This window comes from Rodentibacter caecimuris, from assembly GCF_001019715.1.
Taxonomy (GTDB): Bacteria; Pseudomonadota; Gammaproteobacteria; order Enterobacterales; family Pasteurellaceae; genus Rodentibacter; species Rodentibacter caecimuris.
This window is the reverse complement of the sequence record NZ_BBXJ01000001.1, coordinates 1,274,708-1,289,724: the sequence shown is the minus strand read 5'-3', so window position 1 is coordinate 1,289,724 and position 15,017 is coordinate 1,274,708. Positions and strand designations below refer to the sequence as shown.

At 35.6% G+C, this 15,017-nt stretch carries 14 protein-coding genes and 1 pseudogene; 7 read left to right on the top strand and 8 right to left on the bottom strand.

Translation table 11 applies throughout. The features are described from left to right. Positions 1-39: 39 nt before the first annotated feature. The 5 genes from PNEUHYL_RS06350 to PNEUHYL_RS06335 all read right to left on the bottom strand — a co-directional run bounded on the left by PNEUHYL_RS06350 (position 40) and on the right by PNEUHYL_RS06335 (position 6,872). Positions 40-1,164 (bottom strand): IS1595 family transposase, encoded by a 1,125-nt coding sequence (locus tag PNEUHYL_RS06350; RefSeq protein ID WP_059366368.1) that lies wholly within the window; start codon positions 1,162-1,164, stop codon positions 40-42. 983 nt (positions 1,165-2,147) lie between these two features. Beyond that, positions 2,148-2,798 carry a hypothetical protein gene (locus tag PNEUHYL_RS13730; protein ID WP_239690359.1) on the bottom strand — a complete coding sequence of 217 codons (651 nt, stop codon included), beginning with the start codon at positions 2,796-2,798 and terminating at the stop codon, positions 2,148-2,150. Next, positions 2,770-4,764 (bottom strand): DEAD/DEAH box helicase, encoded by a 1,995-nt coding sequence (locus PNEUHYL_RS06345; protein ID WP_239690360.1) that lies wholly within the window; start codon positions 4,762-4,764, stop codon positions 2,770-2,772. The genes PNEUHYL_RS13730 and PNEUHYL_RS06345 overlap by 29 nt, the downstream gene beginning before the upstream one ends. A gap of 10 nt (positions 4,765-4,774) precedes the next feature. Beyond that, positions 4,775-6,394 carry a site-specific DNA-methyltransferase gene (locus tag PNEUHYL_RS06340; protein WP_059366367.1) on the bottom strand — a complete coding sequence of 540 codons (1,620 nt, stop codon included), beginning with the start codon at positions 6,392-6,394 and terminating at the stop codon, positions 4,775-4,777. 142 nt (positions 6,395-6,536) lie between these two features. After that, positions 6,537-6,872, bottom strand: coding sequence for a helix-turn-helix domain-containing protein (locus PNEUHYL_RS06335; protein ID WP_059366366.1), 336 nt, complete (start codon positions 6,870-6,872; stop codon positions 6,537-6,539). Positions 6,873-6,978: 106 nt separating this feature from the next. Here PNEUHYL_RS06335 and PNEUHYL_RS06330 point away from each other — a divergent pair, with 106 nt between their 5' ends. The 4 genes and pseudogenes from PNEUHYL_RS06330 (at position 6,979) to PNEUHYL_RS13435 (ending at position 9,473) form a co-directional block, all read left to right on the top strand. Next, positions 6,979-8,013 carry an IS1595 family transposase gene (locus PNEUHYL_RS06330; RefSeq protein WP_059366365.1) on the top strand — a complete coding sequence of 345 codons (1,035 nt, stop codon included), beginning with the start codon at positions 6,979-6,981 and terminating at the stop codon, positions 8,011-8,013. Beyond that, positions 8,013-8,447 (top strand): hypothetical protein, encoded by a 435-nt coding sequence (locus PNEUHYL_RS06325; RefSeq protein ID WP_059366364.1) that lies wholly within the window; start codon positions 8,013-8,015, stop codon positions 8,445-8,447. The genes PNEUHYL_RS06330 and PNEUHYL_RS06325 overlap by 1 nt, the downstream gene beginning before the upstream one ends. Positions 8,448-8,683: 236 nt before the next feature. Beyond that, positions 8,684-9,271, top strand: a pseudogene (locus PNEUHYL_RS06320) (zeta toxin family protein); the annotation flags it as partial. Positions 9,272-9,302: 31 nt separating this feature from the next. Further along, entirely contained in the window at positions 9,303-9,473 is a 171-nt protein-coding gene (locus tag PNEUHYL_RS13435; RefSeq protein ID WP_157888087.1) for a hypothetical protein, read from the top strand. A gap of 92 nt (positions 9,474-9,565) precedes the next feature. Here the strand turns inward: PNEUHYL_RS13435 and PNEUHYL_RS06315 are convergent, their stop codons facing one another. After that, complete coding sequence (locus PNEUHYL_RS06315; protein WP_059366362.1) at positions 9,566-9,949, bottom strand: hypothetical protein; 384 nt, start codon at positions 9,947-9,949, stop codon at positions 9,566-9,568. Positions 9,950-10,102: 153 nt separating this feature from the next. Here PNEUHYL_RS06315 and PNEUHYL_RS06310 point away from each other — a divergent pair, with 153 nt between their 5' ends. The 3 genes from PNEUHYL_RS06310 (at position 10,103) to PNEUHYL_RS13725 (ending at position 11,714) form a co-directional block, all read left to right on the top strand. Next, a complete protein-coding gene (locus PNEUHYL_RS06310) occupies positions 10,103-10,573 on the top strand; it encodes a hypothetical protein (protein WP_059366361.1) in 471 nt (156 codons plus the stop codon). Positions 10,574-10,724: 151 nt separating this feature from the next. Further along, on the top strand, positions 10,725-11,531 hold the full coding sequence (locus PNEUHYL_RS06305) for a S49 family peptidase domain-containing protein (RefSeq protein WP_204378672.1): 807 nt from the start codon (positions 10,725-10,727) through the stop codon (positions 11,529-11,531). Between the two features lie 60 nt (positions 11,532-11,591). Next, positions 11,592-11,714 carry a hypothetical protein gene (locus tag PNEUHYL_RS13725; RefSeq protein WP_255204533.1) on the top strand — a complete coding sequence of 41 codons (123 nt, stop codon included), beginning with the start codon at positions 11,592-11,594 and terminating at the stop codon, positions 11,712-11,714. 31 nt (positions 11,715-11,745) lie between these two features. On the opposite strand, the gene PNEUHYL_RS06300 is transcribed toward PNEUHYL_RS13725, so the two are convergent. Both PNEUHYL_RS06300 and ppc read right to left on the bottom strand, forming a co-directional pair. Beyond that, on the bottom strand, positions 11,746-12,249 hold the full coding sequence (locus tag PNEUHYL_RS06300; RefSeq protein WP_059366360.1) for a hypothetical protein: 504 nt from the start codon (positions 12,247-12,249) through the stop codon (positions 11,746-11,748). 119 nt (positions 12,250-12,368) lie between these two features. Further along, complete coding sequence (ppc, locus tag PNEUHYL_RS06295) at positions 12,369-15,008, bottom strand: phosphoenolpyruvate carboxylase (protein WP_059366359.1); 2,640 nt, start codon at positions 15,006-15,008, stop codon at positions 12,369-12,371. Between the last annotated feature and the right edge of the window lie 9 nt (positions 15,009-15,017).

The following is a 15,017-nucleotide window of genomic DNA, read 5'->3' as shown; positions in this document are numbered from 1 at the left end:
CTTATAGAAGTTAAGCTGGTTTTTGGCATTTTATATCATTTAATACGTTGTGAGTGCCATCATCTCCTTGAGATGTTTAAAATAGGTTTGAGAAACCTCTTGAGAACTAAATGCCGCCATACCAATTAGCTCTTGTGTGCGATGATTGCCTTGCCAATAGCCTACCCATTCTTTTAACGGCAGTACATATAAACAACGTTTTAGCATATCGTGGAATAACTCGCCGTTCGATTTACGGCGATTATCAGACAGATAAGCGGCTTGATTGGCATAGTGTAAGGCGTATTTATTATTGCACTTGTGATGTATGCCTCGATGTAAATCACGGAATCGGGCGTTAAAGGATTCAGCGAGATTATTATTGATACCATATTTACTGTAACATTCTTGATGATTGACCGCCCATCTTGTGTAATGAAAATCTAATCCGTGATAGGCGGGATTTTCATCACAGAAAATATCACTCCCTTGTTTCACAAATCGGTGGTTGAGTGCCAATACCGTGTCTGCACTTTCGTTGTAATCCATTGCCACAATGGTTCGGTTGGAACCCCACAGAGTTTCATTATAAGAAGCTCGTTGATTTAAGCTAATAATGCAACGTTTGGTAAGGCGGAATTTGGGGAATTTTCGCTTTCGTTTATCGGCTTTTTGTTGCTGTGTATAGGTGTTTTTACGAAAATTTGTTTTTCTCAAGGTGTAATTAATCCAAGCGCCATCTTCGTGAATTTCGCCTTGTAGCGGTGTGAAATCACGCGTTTTAAACAACGCTTCACGGAGCTTATGGCAAAGGACAAAAGCAGTTTTGTAGTTGATATTCAAATGGCGACTCAGTGTTATCGCTGAAATCCCTTTCACACTGTTGATAAAAAGGGCAATAGCAGCCAATAAATCTACTAAAGGCAATTTATGAAAGGCAAATACTGTATTAGTGGTAAGATAGAAATATCGTTGGCAATATTTGCATAACCAACGTTGGCGAGAAGGTAGAAAATAAGCGTGGTGGCGAGTATGGCAATGGGGACAACAGACATCATTAAGGCTATCGGGATTACCCCAGCGGTAGCCTTTTAACAAACGAAAAGCCTCTGTGTCAGACAAACGGAAAATGTGTTTCAAGGAGAGAGTGCGAGAGGCAGACGAGAGTAAATAATGCTGGGGCATAAAAAATCCTTTCACGGGCGATAAACCGTGAAAGGCGTTTAAAGGGAACTATGCCCAGATGGATGTATTGTACGTTTTTTAGGCTTTTGTCAAGTAAAACTTACATTGAGCGATAGGTTCTATTTTCTAATTCAGTTAGGATAAAATCCTTTCGTTTTTCAAATGCCTTTCTTTTTTGTTTTGATAAGAGTGAGGTTTGATAAACAGTTGCTTTCATATTGAGCAAATACTGTTTTTCTTTTTCGTTTCTTAAGCTTTCAATTCTTCCGATAATATCAGAAAAGCCCCACAAAATGCCAAACGAGTAGAAAATAGACCAGACAATAGTTGCCAACCTAATGGTAGATAAAGAGAGCTTGTGACAAAGATAACATTTGACATGAAGAAGTAAGACATCCTGAAATGGATAGTTTTTTCTACCAAATAGCTTGAGGCTAAAACAGATAAGGTTAAAAGGAGAAAGTCTGACATTGCTTTGAAATCAAAAAAGTTAATATATTGATCATTATCGTTTAATTTGGGTGTTAATTACAACAGCAGTAGTTTGGTTCTAGTCACTTTTTTAGAGATATTGTGTCGCTTTTAACTGAAAACGAGAAGGGTAAAAGTAAGCTTTGTAAGTAATTTTACAAATCAGACATTCAACGGTATAGAAACAATGAGAATTTCCTCAACAAATATTTTTCAAAAAGATGGGAGTTTCAGCATAGATAAATCACGGATCTCAGAAAAAGGGAAATTGCGATATGCAAAGAGTAAAAGTGGAGATGTTTTTTGCTTCTTTTTCATTTATTCGTTCTATATATAATTAACCTCTGGATTATTGCTTTACGCCGAATAAGTCCAGTTTCTCTTGTTAAATTAGTTGAACAAATTAAATATAAAAAAACAAACGAGAAGATTTGCTCAAAAATAGAAACATTGTAGAATAAATTTTGAACAATTTGTAAGAAAAAATAGCGAGCTGGCACTCGCTAAGGCTTCTAAAAATAAGATATTGTTTCAATTAGTTCATCTAGTGATCTAGCTCCTTCCATAGGTTTAGTGATAAACACCATAAAGTATCTAAATTTATGAGGTAAACCAAGTTGGTTTGCAAGAGACTCCCACTTTTTTCCTAACTCTAATTTATTTTTAGATTCATGATTGGCTAATTGCTCTCCTTTTACTTCAACTAAGATCAAGGTGTTTTTCTTAGTTAAAATCAGGAAATCAGGATAATGATTAATAAATCCATTTATTTTAAAACTATATGCTTTTCTTTTATCATCAATCCGATGCCACCAAACGATATTATCTAAACTAATAACACGAGAAATTACATTGAATTCATAATTATTCATACCCGACTCTCTCTCATATAAGCTACGACTTAATGAATCAGCAAAGTTTTGTGGTGTAATTTCTATTGGGAGTTGATATTCGGCTTTAATTTGAAAACGTTCCTGATCAACCCATTTTAAAAATTCTTCTTTAGAGAAATCTTCTTGTAATTGTCTAATTTTCTTTTTGATCTTATCAAAAAATGGTGAAGGTTTAATTAAACAGCTTTCCATATCAGTAAGGCTCATTTGTTCAATGATTTTTCTAAAGTAAACTCGAATTTCAGAATCTGCAATAGGAAAAAAAGGCATTCTTTCCAGCAAAAGTTAGTAAACTAGTTACAAGATTTTCTTTTTTTTGTTCTAACGAATAATTTCTAAATAATTTTAACAACTGTTCGGATTTTTCTTTGTTTAACGGTGAGAATTTAGCATTCTGTTCATTTTCAACATCAATACTATATAATTCTGGATCTAAATCTGAAAAAGAAATATTTGTATCACACTTATTTAACTCAAAATGTGTTAGTAGGTTATTTTTATCAAATACGACTTCATCCTGAAAAAGTCCTGAAATTATTTCAAAAAACTGTGGTATATATATTTTTCTAACTGTTTCAATAAATTCTTGATTAATCTTCGCAATGTTCATATTTTCACTTAATTCTTTAGGAATGGAGGAGCGACTATTTTCTATCTCCAAATTAAAGTTCGTACTTTGTGTTATGACTTCTTTTGTAAAATCACTAGATGTAGTACCAAGATTAATTTTGTTAATATTTTGATTTTTTAATCTATTTTTATTAAAATCAAACTCTTCCTTTTCTGTTATATCTTCTTTAAAATCTGAATCTAGCTGCAATTCAAGAGGCTTATTATCTGAAACTGGCTTTATAGATTCTTCATTCTTGATTATAGTGGAATTAATTGCACGATAGTCCTTTGGACTAAAACCTGCCAAAGTTAAACCTTCTACAATATTACCTAATACTGTTCTAAATTGAGCTGAAGCAGTGAATATATAGCTCATATTAAGCAATGGATTACTAAATAGTTTCGCATTTGGCTGGCGTAAAATACGCCCTACAATTTGAGTCACATCAATTTCAGAGTGTTTATTTGCTAGGTTAGCTAGAATATATGCAAACGAGCAATCCCAACCTTCTTTTAAAGCATTTACCGTAATTATAAAACGAACAGGACAATCAGAAGAAAATAGATTCATATTTTTTAATTCATCTATTTCTGCTGTTTTAATCTTAATTTGTTCTGCTGGAATTTGTAATTCTTCTACTAAGGTTTGTTTTACTTTTTCAAAAGTCGTATTATCTCCTTTAGTTTTAGCTTCAGCTTGAAATAATACAATAGGTCGAACATAAGGTTCGCCATTTTCAAAGGCTTGTTTGGCTACTTTCTCCAAATAATGTTGGAAAGTAACTGCGGAAATCAACACATCTTCTTTGTTTGCCTGATTAGAAGCATTAACAGGCAACTTAACCATATTTTCTTTCTTTAAAGAAAGTGAACTTACATAAGAAATAATATTACTATTCTTTCTTGGTGTTGCAGTCAAATCTAAAATAAATTTCGCATTCAGATTACTCAGCATTTCTAATGATAAATCAGATGTTGCATTATGGCTTTCATCAACAATCACTACAGGCTCAAGACTACGAATCACGTTAATTAGCGAAGTAGCATCACTCTCTGGTAGCGCTGTTGTTTTAGTATCAAAAGAAGCTAAATAACCATTTTCACGATAAATCAAACGCCCTTCTTTATTTCTTGTTCTAAATGCGTCAAAAGTCATTATCACAATAGAAATACCGCTTTTTACCGTGTCAGCGTCAAATCCTCGCCCAAGCAGGACATCATCTTTTTCATACACATTGACTCGTCCATTGAATAATACATTCAATTTTTGGCGATAAGGATGTTCGGGATTTTGTAAATTTGTTAATGTTTGTTCTAAAATTGCAGTGGAAGGTACAAGCCAAACAGTAAAACGAGGTTTTCTTTCTCCGTGATATTCCACTGCATCATAAATAGAACGTAAAGCATTGACCGCAATGAAGGTTTTTCCTCCAGCCGTAGGCACTTTCACGCAAACGTGCGGTGTATTTGAAATTTTTTCTATATAATTTTGGTTAGACACACCTTTTTTTACCCAATAACTAGCAAAGGATTGATTTAACTTCTTACTGCCATATTTATTTAATTCTTCCAGATAATCATTAAGATCGAGGATTACTTTTTCTTGATAACTATTTAATTCCATTCTTCTTTCCTTATAACTTGCTAATATCTCTTGGTATGCGTTTGAATCTAATCTTAAATTGTGCTAACTGTTCATCACTTAATGTACATTTATCAGCATAAATAATATAATCTTGTGGTTTTTCAGAAAGGAAATCAGCGTTTAAATAGCGTAAAAATTCTAAACTTAACGTGGTGATTTGATCAGACTCATAATAAAAAACATAAGCGGTATAGTAATTTTTCCCTAAAAAATAACCGCTTATTTCTTGATTAAATACAGTCTCTAGTTTCTCACTATGTGCAATATACTCACGAATACTGTGTAAATCAGCTTGATTGTTTAAATTACCATCTGAATCAAATAAGGTTTCACCAATGGTATAAAAACTAAACCCACCTCCTGTACCTTTTTGAGTTTCAGCTTTTGAACCGTAGCCATTGATAACGCGGCGGATTCGTTCAGCAGTAATACTTTCAGCATAATCCATCATTTCAATGCCAATAAACTGGCGGCTACCTCCATCTCTGGTGTTAAGATTTAAAACAGCGTGGGCAGTTGTGGCACTACCAATAAAGCTATCCAAGATTAAAGATTTTTTTGATGTTGCAATAGTTAAAATATGTTCAAGAACTGAAACAGGCTTTGGTGTATCAAAAACTTTTTTATTAAAAATCTCTTTTAATTCTCTAGATGCTTTCTTATTCCCATCAATCTTTTCACCATCCAATTCGGTCCATAGATTAGAGGGTCTCTTTTTTCGACCTTCCAAATAGTATTTGTAATAAACTTTCCATTCACTATTATCATTTTTAAAGTAAATTTCATTGTTTTCTAACATTTTCTGGTAAGTATCTTCACCAACTCTCCAACGACTTTCATATCCAGTTGGTCCTATTGGATAAATTGGCGTGTTATCAGGAGACATAATAGGATAATACATTGAAGGTCTATCTTCTCTTCGATCCTCTGCCCCAGTCCGTCTTAATTGTAGAATGGAAAATTTACCATTCTCATCTTCTAAGTTATATCTTTTCTCATCATCTTCGGATAATTCAATACCATTTATCAGAAAACTGTTTGTTTTTGCATAAACCAAAATTGAATCAAAAGCATTTCCTAATTTATTGGTATCTTGAACTGTTGTTCCTGTTGCTCTAGTTATATTTCCTACAAAATTTCCATATCCAAAAATTTCATCGCAAATTAATCTTAAATGAGCAATTTCTATATCGTCAATGCTAATAAAAATAACCCCATCATCAGCTAACAAACGATGTAATAATTTCAATCTAGGATACATCATACAAAGCCATTTATCGTGACGAGATAGATCTTCACCTTCTTTACCTACTATTTCACCTAACCATTTTTTGATACGAGGATCATTTACATTATCGTTATATACCCATTTTTCATTACCTGTGTTATATGGAGGATCAATATAAATACAATTAATTTTACCTTCGTATTTAGGCAAAAGACTTTTTAAAGCTAATAAGTTATCCCCCTGAATCAACATATTATTTTGACTATTTTCAGGTTTTCCATTATCGGCTTTAAAATCGTATTCTTTTTTTAGAAGATGAAAAGGAATATCGTGATGATGATTTTTGACTTTATCTTTTCCAATCCAAGTTAACTGCGGCATACAGCCTCCTTGAATTTTTTGGATAAAAAAGATGAGAATATATTGACAAAAGTTAAAGTTGGGCTAACGTTGCGTTGCGTTGCGTTGCGTTGCGTTGCGTTGTTCATTTTTTGTTCCTTATTAAGTTAATGTCAAGTAATATTTACTGCTTATTGGAAATTTCTTTAAAAGAAATTGAGAAAGCATCTTTTAAGTTTTCAGGCATAGAGCGGTAGTCTGCAATTAGCTTTTCTTCTTGTGCTGAAATCGTACTTTCCTGTGTTGCTGCTTGAAACATTGCTCCGTTTCCTGTAAGTAGCCAAGTTATACTAATTTCTAACCCTTTATGAATTTTTACTAAGGCATCTACATTCGGATCTCGTCCTTCATTTAAGTAATTCATCGCTGAACGATACGAGATCCCTGTTACGTTAGAAAATTCAGTGACGGTCATATTTTTAGCTTCTAAGACCTGCTTTAAACGTTCTGATATGCACATTATTTCACATTCCTGTTGAAAAAATTGAATGATTATGATATATTATGCATAATCAATATGAATAATGTTTCATATTTTAGTTTAATCAAGGTGTAATCTCAATACTATGACCCAACATTTTCTTCTCTCTAGCAAAGCCCGCACGCTTTCGCCACTCAAGATAGCACAGCTATCTAATACCGAAGTGCGGGCATTGCTCTGCCAAATTCGGTGGGGAAGTGAAGAAAATGTGGTGTGTCCAAAATGTGGCGTACAACATATTGCTTACCGTATTCCTGCTCGTCATCAATGGCGATGTAAACATTGTAAGCATACCTTTAGCATTACTTCAGGTACAATTTTTGCTAACCATAAGCTGCCGATTAAAACTTACTTATTCGCTATCGCTTTATTTGTGAATGCAGTAAAAGGCATTTCCGCTTGCCAGCTATCTCGTGACTTGAATGTACAGTACAAAACGGCTTTTACGCTTGCGCATAAAATTCGTGAGAGCTTAATTGTACAACGTGAACTCTTTCCGCTGTCAGGCGAAATCCATATTGATGGCACTTACATACATTCCGCTCCACGTCCAAAGAATAAGAAAGCAGAGCGTGTGGATAGACGTTTAAAAGCCAATACCAATCCAAACAAGCGTGCAGTATTGGTCATGCGTGAACGTTATTCAGAACAAGAAACGACTGCTAATCCACAATTAGTGGGAGCAAAGAAAACCATCACGTTTCCTATTCTCTCAGAGAATACCGACACCGTAAAGAAATTAGCTACGGCGTATATTGAGCCAAACAGCCGTATCCATGCGGACGAAAACGCAGCCTATGATGAACTGATGGTCAATTACGATTTGCAACGAGTAAATCACCAACATGAATATTGTAGCGATGAAGGGATTACGAACAACCTTGCGGAGAGTTACTTTGCACGATTCAAACGTATGTATTATGGGCAAGTCCACAAGATGAGTAACGTCTATCTTGATAACTATGCGAACGAAGTCGCCTATCGTGAAGATACTCGTAAACTGGATAATTTAACTATTTTCAATGATGTGACCAGTAAATGCCTCAGCACTTCATCAGATAATGCTTGGAAAGGCTACTGGCAAGGTAATCATAGACAAACAGAAAGATTGGTAATGTGATGGCAAAGAAAATCTATCTCAGTCAAATTCAGGCAAAAATTGACCGCTTGCAACGTGAGCGTAAACAAGTGTTAGAACACCTTACATTAGTGGAAGACAAACTCGATAAGCTACAAGCTGCCATTGAGATTATGCAAGAAGAAGCCCTAACTGATAAATACAATACAGAACTTTATACCTACCGCACTTATCAACATCGTTTCAAGGGAAAACTACGCCAAATGGTACTAGCCGAGATGAAGGCAAAACCAAACCACGAATTTACCGTTAATGAATTGATTAAGCTCGTCCTTATTCGAGATGGACAAAACCCCATCATTCAACCGCAGCATACTGTTTCCGTGCGTGGTGCATTGAAGCATTGGTTTAATAAAGGCGTACTAGAGAGAATAGAATTAGGTGTTATGGATATAAGATGGAAATTGAAAGTCTAAATATCGCGTTCAGATACCTTTCTTTTATGCAGAATTTTAAGGCTTTTTCTTGCTTTTTCCCACTAACGGCACTATAATCCAAGCATCCAAGTTGAAAATCACATACCATAATAAAATCAAAAATGCAAGATATTATTTCCACCTTAGATGATTGTAGCGAAGAACAAGCTCAAATTATAGCATCTATTATTGATAAATACATAAAAGAAACTACGTAGCCATTACAGTCTAGGAATGTAGCAATTTTTATCGGTGGTGGAAGTGGTGCAGGGAAATCAACAATCCGAAAACTGATTCAACAGCAATATGCTGGTTTTTTAATTATTGATCCCGATGAAATAAAAACATTAATTCCTAGTTATGAAAAATTACAAGCTGAACATGGCTATGAAGCCTCAGCTATAGTTCACGCGCAAAGTAGCGAAATAGCTCGAAAGTTGATTCAGCTTGCTCAGAAAGAGCTTTATAGTTTTATGTATGATGCTACATTAAAAAATGTTCATAAGTTTGAATTGATTTTTAAAGAATTAAAACAATTGGATTATAACATATCATTGGTTATTGTAGATTGTGATATAGAGCTTGCAATTAAGCGAATTAAAGGTCGAGAAATTCAGGAAAACAGAAGTGTTCCTGAAGATATAGTAAGACAGAGCCACAAAATGATTCCAGTTTCATTTCGAGCATTAAACAAGCATTGTTCTGAATGGGTCATTTATAATACAGATGAAGAGCAGCCTAAGCAAATTGCTGTAAAGCACAATAATAGTGTAAATATTGATTCCGATCTATATACTAGATTCATGAGTAAATCTGAAGATTAAATATGGTGAGTTTAACATTAGGAGGGTATTTATGAGTATTATTTACGAAATAGATCAAATCCTTGTGAATAACAAAGATTATTTTATTTTGAAAAGCAAGGAATTTGAAGAAAATTATTTGAGATTTGAAGAAAAACATCTTTCAGATAATGAAAAATTTCCATTATATTCAAAAAATAAAAATTATGAATATGAAGAGTAATATATTAGCTAAATAGCTCCTATATGTTAATAGGAGCTGTTTTATTTATTTCTGTCCTATATACCAAGTATAGTAGTAGATTACTGTTGTTTTCACGAATGGAATAACTTTAATGGCTTCAATCGCCAATGAAACCCTGTACGCTCAATCAATCCTTGTTTCTCCAACCGCAGTAATATTCTCTTAACCGCCTTATAATGGTTATCGCCCACATCAACAAATTGTGGCTGACCTTGTAAACTCAATACCGCTTCAGCAATTTCTCCACATTGCATCAAACCACTAGATTCTCGTAATACTTTTGCTATCAAAGAAGTTGTGATGAGTGGTGGAGCTTTAGGCTCAGATGCAAAGGGCTGTGCCAGTTCATTAATTTCTTGTGTTAATACATTAATTTGTTTTGCTAATAACGCTTGTTTTTCTTTCAGCAGCAATAAACGTGCACCTAGCTCTCGTTTCGATAGTTTTTGTGTCATAATAAAAAAAGTCCTTACCTAATCTAATAAGTAAGGACTTTAACAATTTCTAATAATACGGTCTTTGTGCAACTGCTACATAATACCGCAATGAATGGTGCGGTTATTGGCAGCGTAAGATTATTCATCAAGAAGTGATTTGGCAGTAGATATATGGCATATAACCTAGATAAAAAGCTCAAAGAGTTTGAATTTGAACGTAAACAGGTGTTGCATCACCTTGCGTTGCTTGATACGAACATTGCCACATTAAAACGCGCCATTGAGCTTACTCAACAAGAAAGTGATGTTACACTTTATAATACGGAAAATTTTGTGTACCGTCGCAAATTCAAACTCTTTAAAGGGAAAATCCGTAAATACATCGTACAGATAATGCGAGAATCTCCCCATAAGGGCTTTACTATTGCAGAACTCACGCAGCGTATTTTCGATATTGAACAAAATCCTGATACACCGTCCGAAAAACATCTTGATTCCGTTCGTAAACAACTGAATGAGTTTTATAAAAGAGAATGGATTAATAGGACTCAAATCAGCCGAAATGAGGTTCACTGGCAATGGAAAACAAAAATAGCAGATGTACTCATATCTTTATTTAGTAAATATTGTTATTTAAATTGATTATCTTTGTTTTCTCTATTATTATTCAATCAATTTTTATAAAGATATGTTTACAATGAGTGCACTAAGTAATCAATCTGTTAACTTTATAGCTTAGCAACTAGGTAGTTTCGTCGAAAAATACTTTAAAGAGTGCGATATAATCTCTTACATGGGAAACATTAACGAATCTAGTATAGATTATTGGAAAACAAGAATTCAGGAAAATGGTAGAACAGCTAGAAGTAATGGAATATCAACTCTAGTAGTATTTTTATCTACAAATGGTGGTAGTGCAAGTGCTGTCGAAAAAATGGTTGAAATTACTAGACATTTCTATAACGAAGTTTATTTCGTTATTTTAGATCAAGCAATGTCTGCTGGAACTATTTGGGCAATGTCTGGTGATAAGATTTACATGAACTATGCTTCATCTCTAGGTTCTATAGATCCACAAGTAGAAACTCCTGAAGGAAGATGGGTTCCAGCTTTGGGTTTTTTAGATAAAATAGATGAACTTGTTCGTAAATCTAAAGAAGGCACTCTAACACAAGCAGAGTTAATGTTGTTAAAAAATCAAAACTTAGGTACTATTAGATCATACGAACAAGCTGCTGAGCTATCTAAAGCACTATTAAAAACTTGGTTAGTTAAGTATAAATTTAAAGATTGGCTCAAAAAAGAAACATCTGGGAAGGATGTAACGAAAAAAGATAAAGAGGTTCGAGCTAGTGAGATAGCAGAAAAACTTGGTGATAACAAGCGATGGCATTCTCATGGTCGTTATATTGGTATAAAGACTCTTACAGAAGAGTTAAATATAAAAATTGATGACTTTAGTGATAACATAGAAATGTGCAACGATTGTGAGCAATTAAGAAATAGTTTAAGAGAATTTATGAGAATGTTTTCCCAAGAAATTCTTATAGTTTTTGGTTACAGAAGACCTAAATCCATTGAGGAAAAGGGGGGAGAATGAGCTATACACAACAAGACTTAGAATATTTACTTTCTAACGATTGATTTAGAACAGGATAATATGAGTAATGAATTAAACTCTAAATTTTCTTTTACTGACTCTAGTTATGATATTGCAACACCACAGGAAGTATTTCTTTTAGGGCTACAACAGGAAAAAGGTTATACCTATCAATCGCTATAAATCTAAATAGCGGTATCTCTACCGCTATTTCTTATTCCTGCGCTAAAGGTTTTAATCGCCATTCAGAACGCCTGAAAAATCTTCGCTTTATTGTCCGTTTATGTAATTCAACTTCTTTCCGTTCAATAATTCCTTTCTTATACAGTTCTTTTAATACGCGAGCAACAGCTAATTCATGTTCTCTTTGGGGTGGAGGATAATTTTTGCCAGTGTCTAATTCCAACGCCGCATCTGTAATAAAGTATAATGTTTTCCAACTATCACTTTGTTTGAATACTCTTGCAACCAACAATTGAAGATTTTGCTTAAACAATCGAGGTTTTATTAGCCTTGAAACATTAAATTGTGTGTTGATTTGCCTTAAATCGAAATTAGGTTCAATGTATATCAAGGTATTCTCAAAACAAAGTATTTTATCCTCTAAATCTGATTTCTGTTGTTTTAACTGATCAAGTTGATGTTCAAGAATTGCTTTTTCTTTATAGCTACTTTCGATTAATTTGGTAAGTTGAGAAATAAGGTGGGATTCTGCCATAATAAAAATCTCCATTGAGTTAAACTTTCAATGGAGATTTTAGTATTTTCAAGCGGTTAGGTCTTTGTGCAACTGCTACATAATACCGATAAATTTGACCGCACTTTTATTTTTATCGACTAACCGGTATTACGCATTCCTGCAGCGATACCGGTGATGGTGATCATCAATGCTTGTTCTACATCAGGATTTGGGTGATCCGGATTTTCGCGGAAACGGTGGAGGAGTTCCGCTTGGAGAAGATTGAGCGGATCGGTGTAAATATTGCGTAATGCGATAGATTCGGCGATCCATGGCAAATCGGACATTAACTCACTGTTATGGGAAAGTGAGAGTACCGTTTGAATATCAGCCTGTAATTGTTGGCGTAAATTTTCGCCCAAATACCAAAGTTCTTTTTTCACCAAACGTTGATCGTATTGTTGTGAAAGCCAGCTATCCGATTTGCTGAATACCATCTCTAACATACCGATTCGAGTGGAGAAAAACGGCCATGTTTGGCACATTTCTTGAATAATATCGCTCTTGCCGTTTTCAATTACTTGACGCACCGCTGCACCAGCTCCCAACCATGCCGGTAACATGAGTCGATTTTGCATCCAAGCGAAAATCCAAGGAATGGCTCGAAGACTTTCTACACCACCGTTTGGATTACGTTTGGCAGGGCGTGAACCTAGGGGTAATTTAGAGAGTTCTTGTTCCGGTGTGGCACTGCGGAAGGACGGTACAAAGTCTTTATCACCCCGTACGACATCACGGTAGATTTTGCAAGAAATAGTAGAAAGTTCATCCATTATTTTGCGCCATTCCGCTTTAGGTTCCGGTGGCGGTAAGAGATTTGCTTCTAAAATAGCGCTTGCATAAAGATCGAAGGTTTCTACCGCGACAGCCGGTAAACCGAGTTTGAAGCGGATCATTTCGCCTTGTTCTGTTACGCGTAAGCCATTTTTCAATGAACGTGGCGGTTGAGAAAGTAGCGCCGCATGTGCCGGTGCACCGCCCCGACCGATTGTTCCGCCACGTCCGTGGAATAATGTCAGTTCAATACCGAGTTTTTCAGTTAAATTCACAAGCGCCTCTTGTGCACGATATTGTGCCCATGAAGCAGCCATCATTCCCGCATCTTTGGCTGAATCCGAATAGCCAATCATCACCATTTGGCGGTTATTAATTACGCCTCGATACCAACCGATATCGAAAAGTTGGCTCATGACATTTTCTGCGGCATCCAAATCATCTAAGGTCTCAAAGAGAGGAACTACCGGTATATGGTAAGAAACCCCGGTTTCTTTTAGTAATAAATGGGCGGCAAGTACATCGGATGCACTACGTGCCATAGAAATAACGTAACAAGCAATGACCCCTTGTTTTTGTGCCGCAACAACTTTGCAGGTATCAAGAATTTCTTGTGTTTCTGCAGATGGTGTCCAATTTTGCGGAATTAATGGGCGGCGTGAACTTAATTCACGAATTAAAAAGGCTTGTTTATCTTCTTCTGTCCACTGTGAATAATCACCTAAACCGATATAACGTGTGATTTCCGCAATGGCATTGGTATGACGTGTACTCTCTTGTCGAATATCCATTTGTGACAAGGTGACGCCAAAGCAGCGGATACGATGTAAAATATCAAGTAACGAGCCGTTTGCAATAATACGCATACCACACGCCATAAGTGATTGATAACAATCATAAAGCGGTTCCCAAAGTTGGTTATCCTCTAAAATAATCTCACTTTCTGTTACACGAGGCAGACGATCGGCAAGGAGATCATCAAAGTAGGAGAGGGTTGTGGTGAGTTTTGTGCGTAAGCCTTTTACGACGGTGCGATATGGTTCTAAATGATCGCCATATTTTGTTCGGAATTCATCGGTACATTTCACCATGGAAAGTTCATCAACCAGTTTGCAGATGTCTTGTAGGAATAAATCTGCCGCTTTCCAACGGGCAAAATTCAGAACTTTTTGGGTAATTGGGGCGGTCACAAACGGGTTTCCGTCACGGTCGCCGCCCATCCAAGAAGAAATGCGTACCGGCTTTAAACCTACCGGCAAATCATAACCTAAGAATTCACGTGCATTTTCATTTAATTGACGAAGAAATTCCGGCACAGCTTGCCAAAGGCTGTTTTCTAACATTGCAAATCCCCATTTCGCTTCATCAAAAGGGGTTGGGCGAACGGTGCGAATTTCATTGGTGTGCCAAGCTTCGGCAATTAAACGAAGGAGTAAACGTTCAATAATGCATCGTTCTTTTGAGGTGAGATCGCCGTGTTCTAATTTACTTAAACATTTGTTAATTTCAACATGCTTATGGATCAGTGAACGGCGCGTGGTTTCTGTTGGATGTGCTGTTAATACAAGTTCGATTAATAGTTTTTCAATGGTGTTATACACCTCGTCTTTTGAGGCATTTTCAGCTTTCAAACGCGTGAATAGTGTGTGTAAAGAGCGTTCTGAAGGGGCTTTTTGTGAATGTTCTCGGGAGATGGTTTGATATTGTTCTGCAATATTTGTCAGGTTCAGAAATTGACTGAATGCACGAGCTACAGGAATGATGTTATCCGTTGAAATATTCGCGAGGGTTTCGAGTAATGCTTGACGTGCGTTATCGTCCCCAGCTCGAGAATCACGGGATAATTTGCGGATATTTTCGATGAGTTCAAGAATATCGGCACCTTGTGCATCGTTAATGGTTTCTCCGAGAAAGCGCCCTAACATATTGATGTTATTGCGCAGAGTAACATACTCTTGTGTCATATAAACTCC

Bases quoted from the DNA above. Each gene is read 5' to 3' on its own strand.
- PNEUHYL_RS06305 (WP_204378672.1), top strand. From the start codon at position 10,725: ATGGGAAACATTAACGAATCTAGTATAGATTATTGGAAAACAAGAATT.
- PNEUHYL_RS13725 (WP_255204533.1), top strand. From the start codon at position 11,592: ATGAGTAATGAATTAAACTCTAAATTTTCTTTTACTGACTCTAGTTAT.
- PNEUHYL_RS06300 (WP_059366360.1), bottom strand. From the start codon at position 12,249: ATGGCAGAATCCCACCTTATTTCTCAACTTACCAAATTAATCGAAAGT.
- PNEUHYL_RS06340 (WP_059366367.1), bottom strand. From the start codon at position 6,394: ATGCCGCAGTTAACTTGGATTGGAAAAGATAAAGTCAAAAATCATCAT.
- PNEUHYL_RS06325 (WP_059366364.1), top strand. From the start codon at position 8,013: ATGGCAAAGAAAATCTATCTCAGTCAAATTCAGGCAAAAATTGACCGC.
- PNEUHYL_RS13730 (WP_239690359.1), bottom strand. From the start codon at position 2,798: ATGCCTTTTTTTCCTATTGCAGATTCTGAAATTCGAGTTTACTTTAGA.
- PNEUHYL_RS06345 (WP_239690360.1), bottom strand. From the start codon at position 4,764: ATGGAATTAAATAGTTATCAAGAAAAAGTAATCCTCGATCTTAATGAT.
- PNEUHYL_RS06335 (WP_059366366.1), bottom strand. From the start codon at position 6,872: ATGTGCATATCAGAACGTTTAAAGCAGGTCTTAGAAGCTAAAAATATG.
- PNEUHYL_RS06310 (WP_059366361.1), top strand. From the start codon at position 10,103: ATGGCATATAACCTAGATAAAAAGCTCAAAGAGTTTGAATTTGAACGT.
- PNEUHYL_RS13435 (WP_157888087.1), top strand. From the start codon at position 9,303: ATGAGTATTATTTACGAAATAGATCAAATCCTTGTGAATAACAAAGAT.
- PNEUHYL_RS06315 (WP_059366362.1), bottom strand. From the start codon at position 9,949: ATGACACAAAAACTATCGAAACGAGAGCTAGGTGCACGTTTATTGCTG.
- PNEUHYL_RS06350 (WP_059366368.1), bottom strand. From the start codon at position 1,164: ATGCCCCAGCATTATTTACTCTCGTCTGCCTCTCGCACTCTCTCCTTG.
- ppc (WP_059366359.1), bottom strand. From the start codon at position 15,008: ATGACACAAGAGTATGTTACTCTGCGCAATAACATCAATATGTTAGGG.
- PNEUHYL_RS06330 (WP_059366365.1), top strand. From the start codon at position 6,979: ATGACCCAACATTTTCTTCTCTCTAGCAAAGCCCGCACGCTTTCGCCA.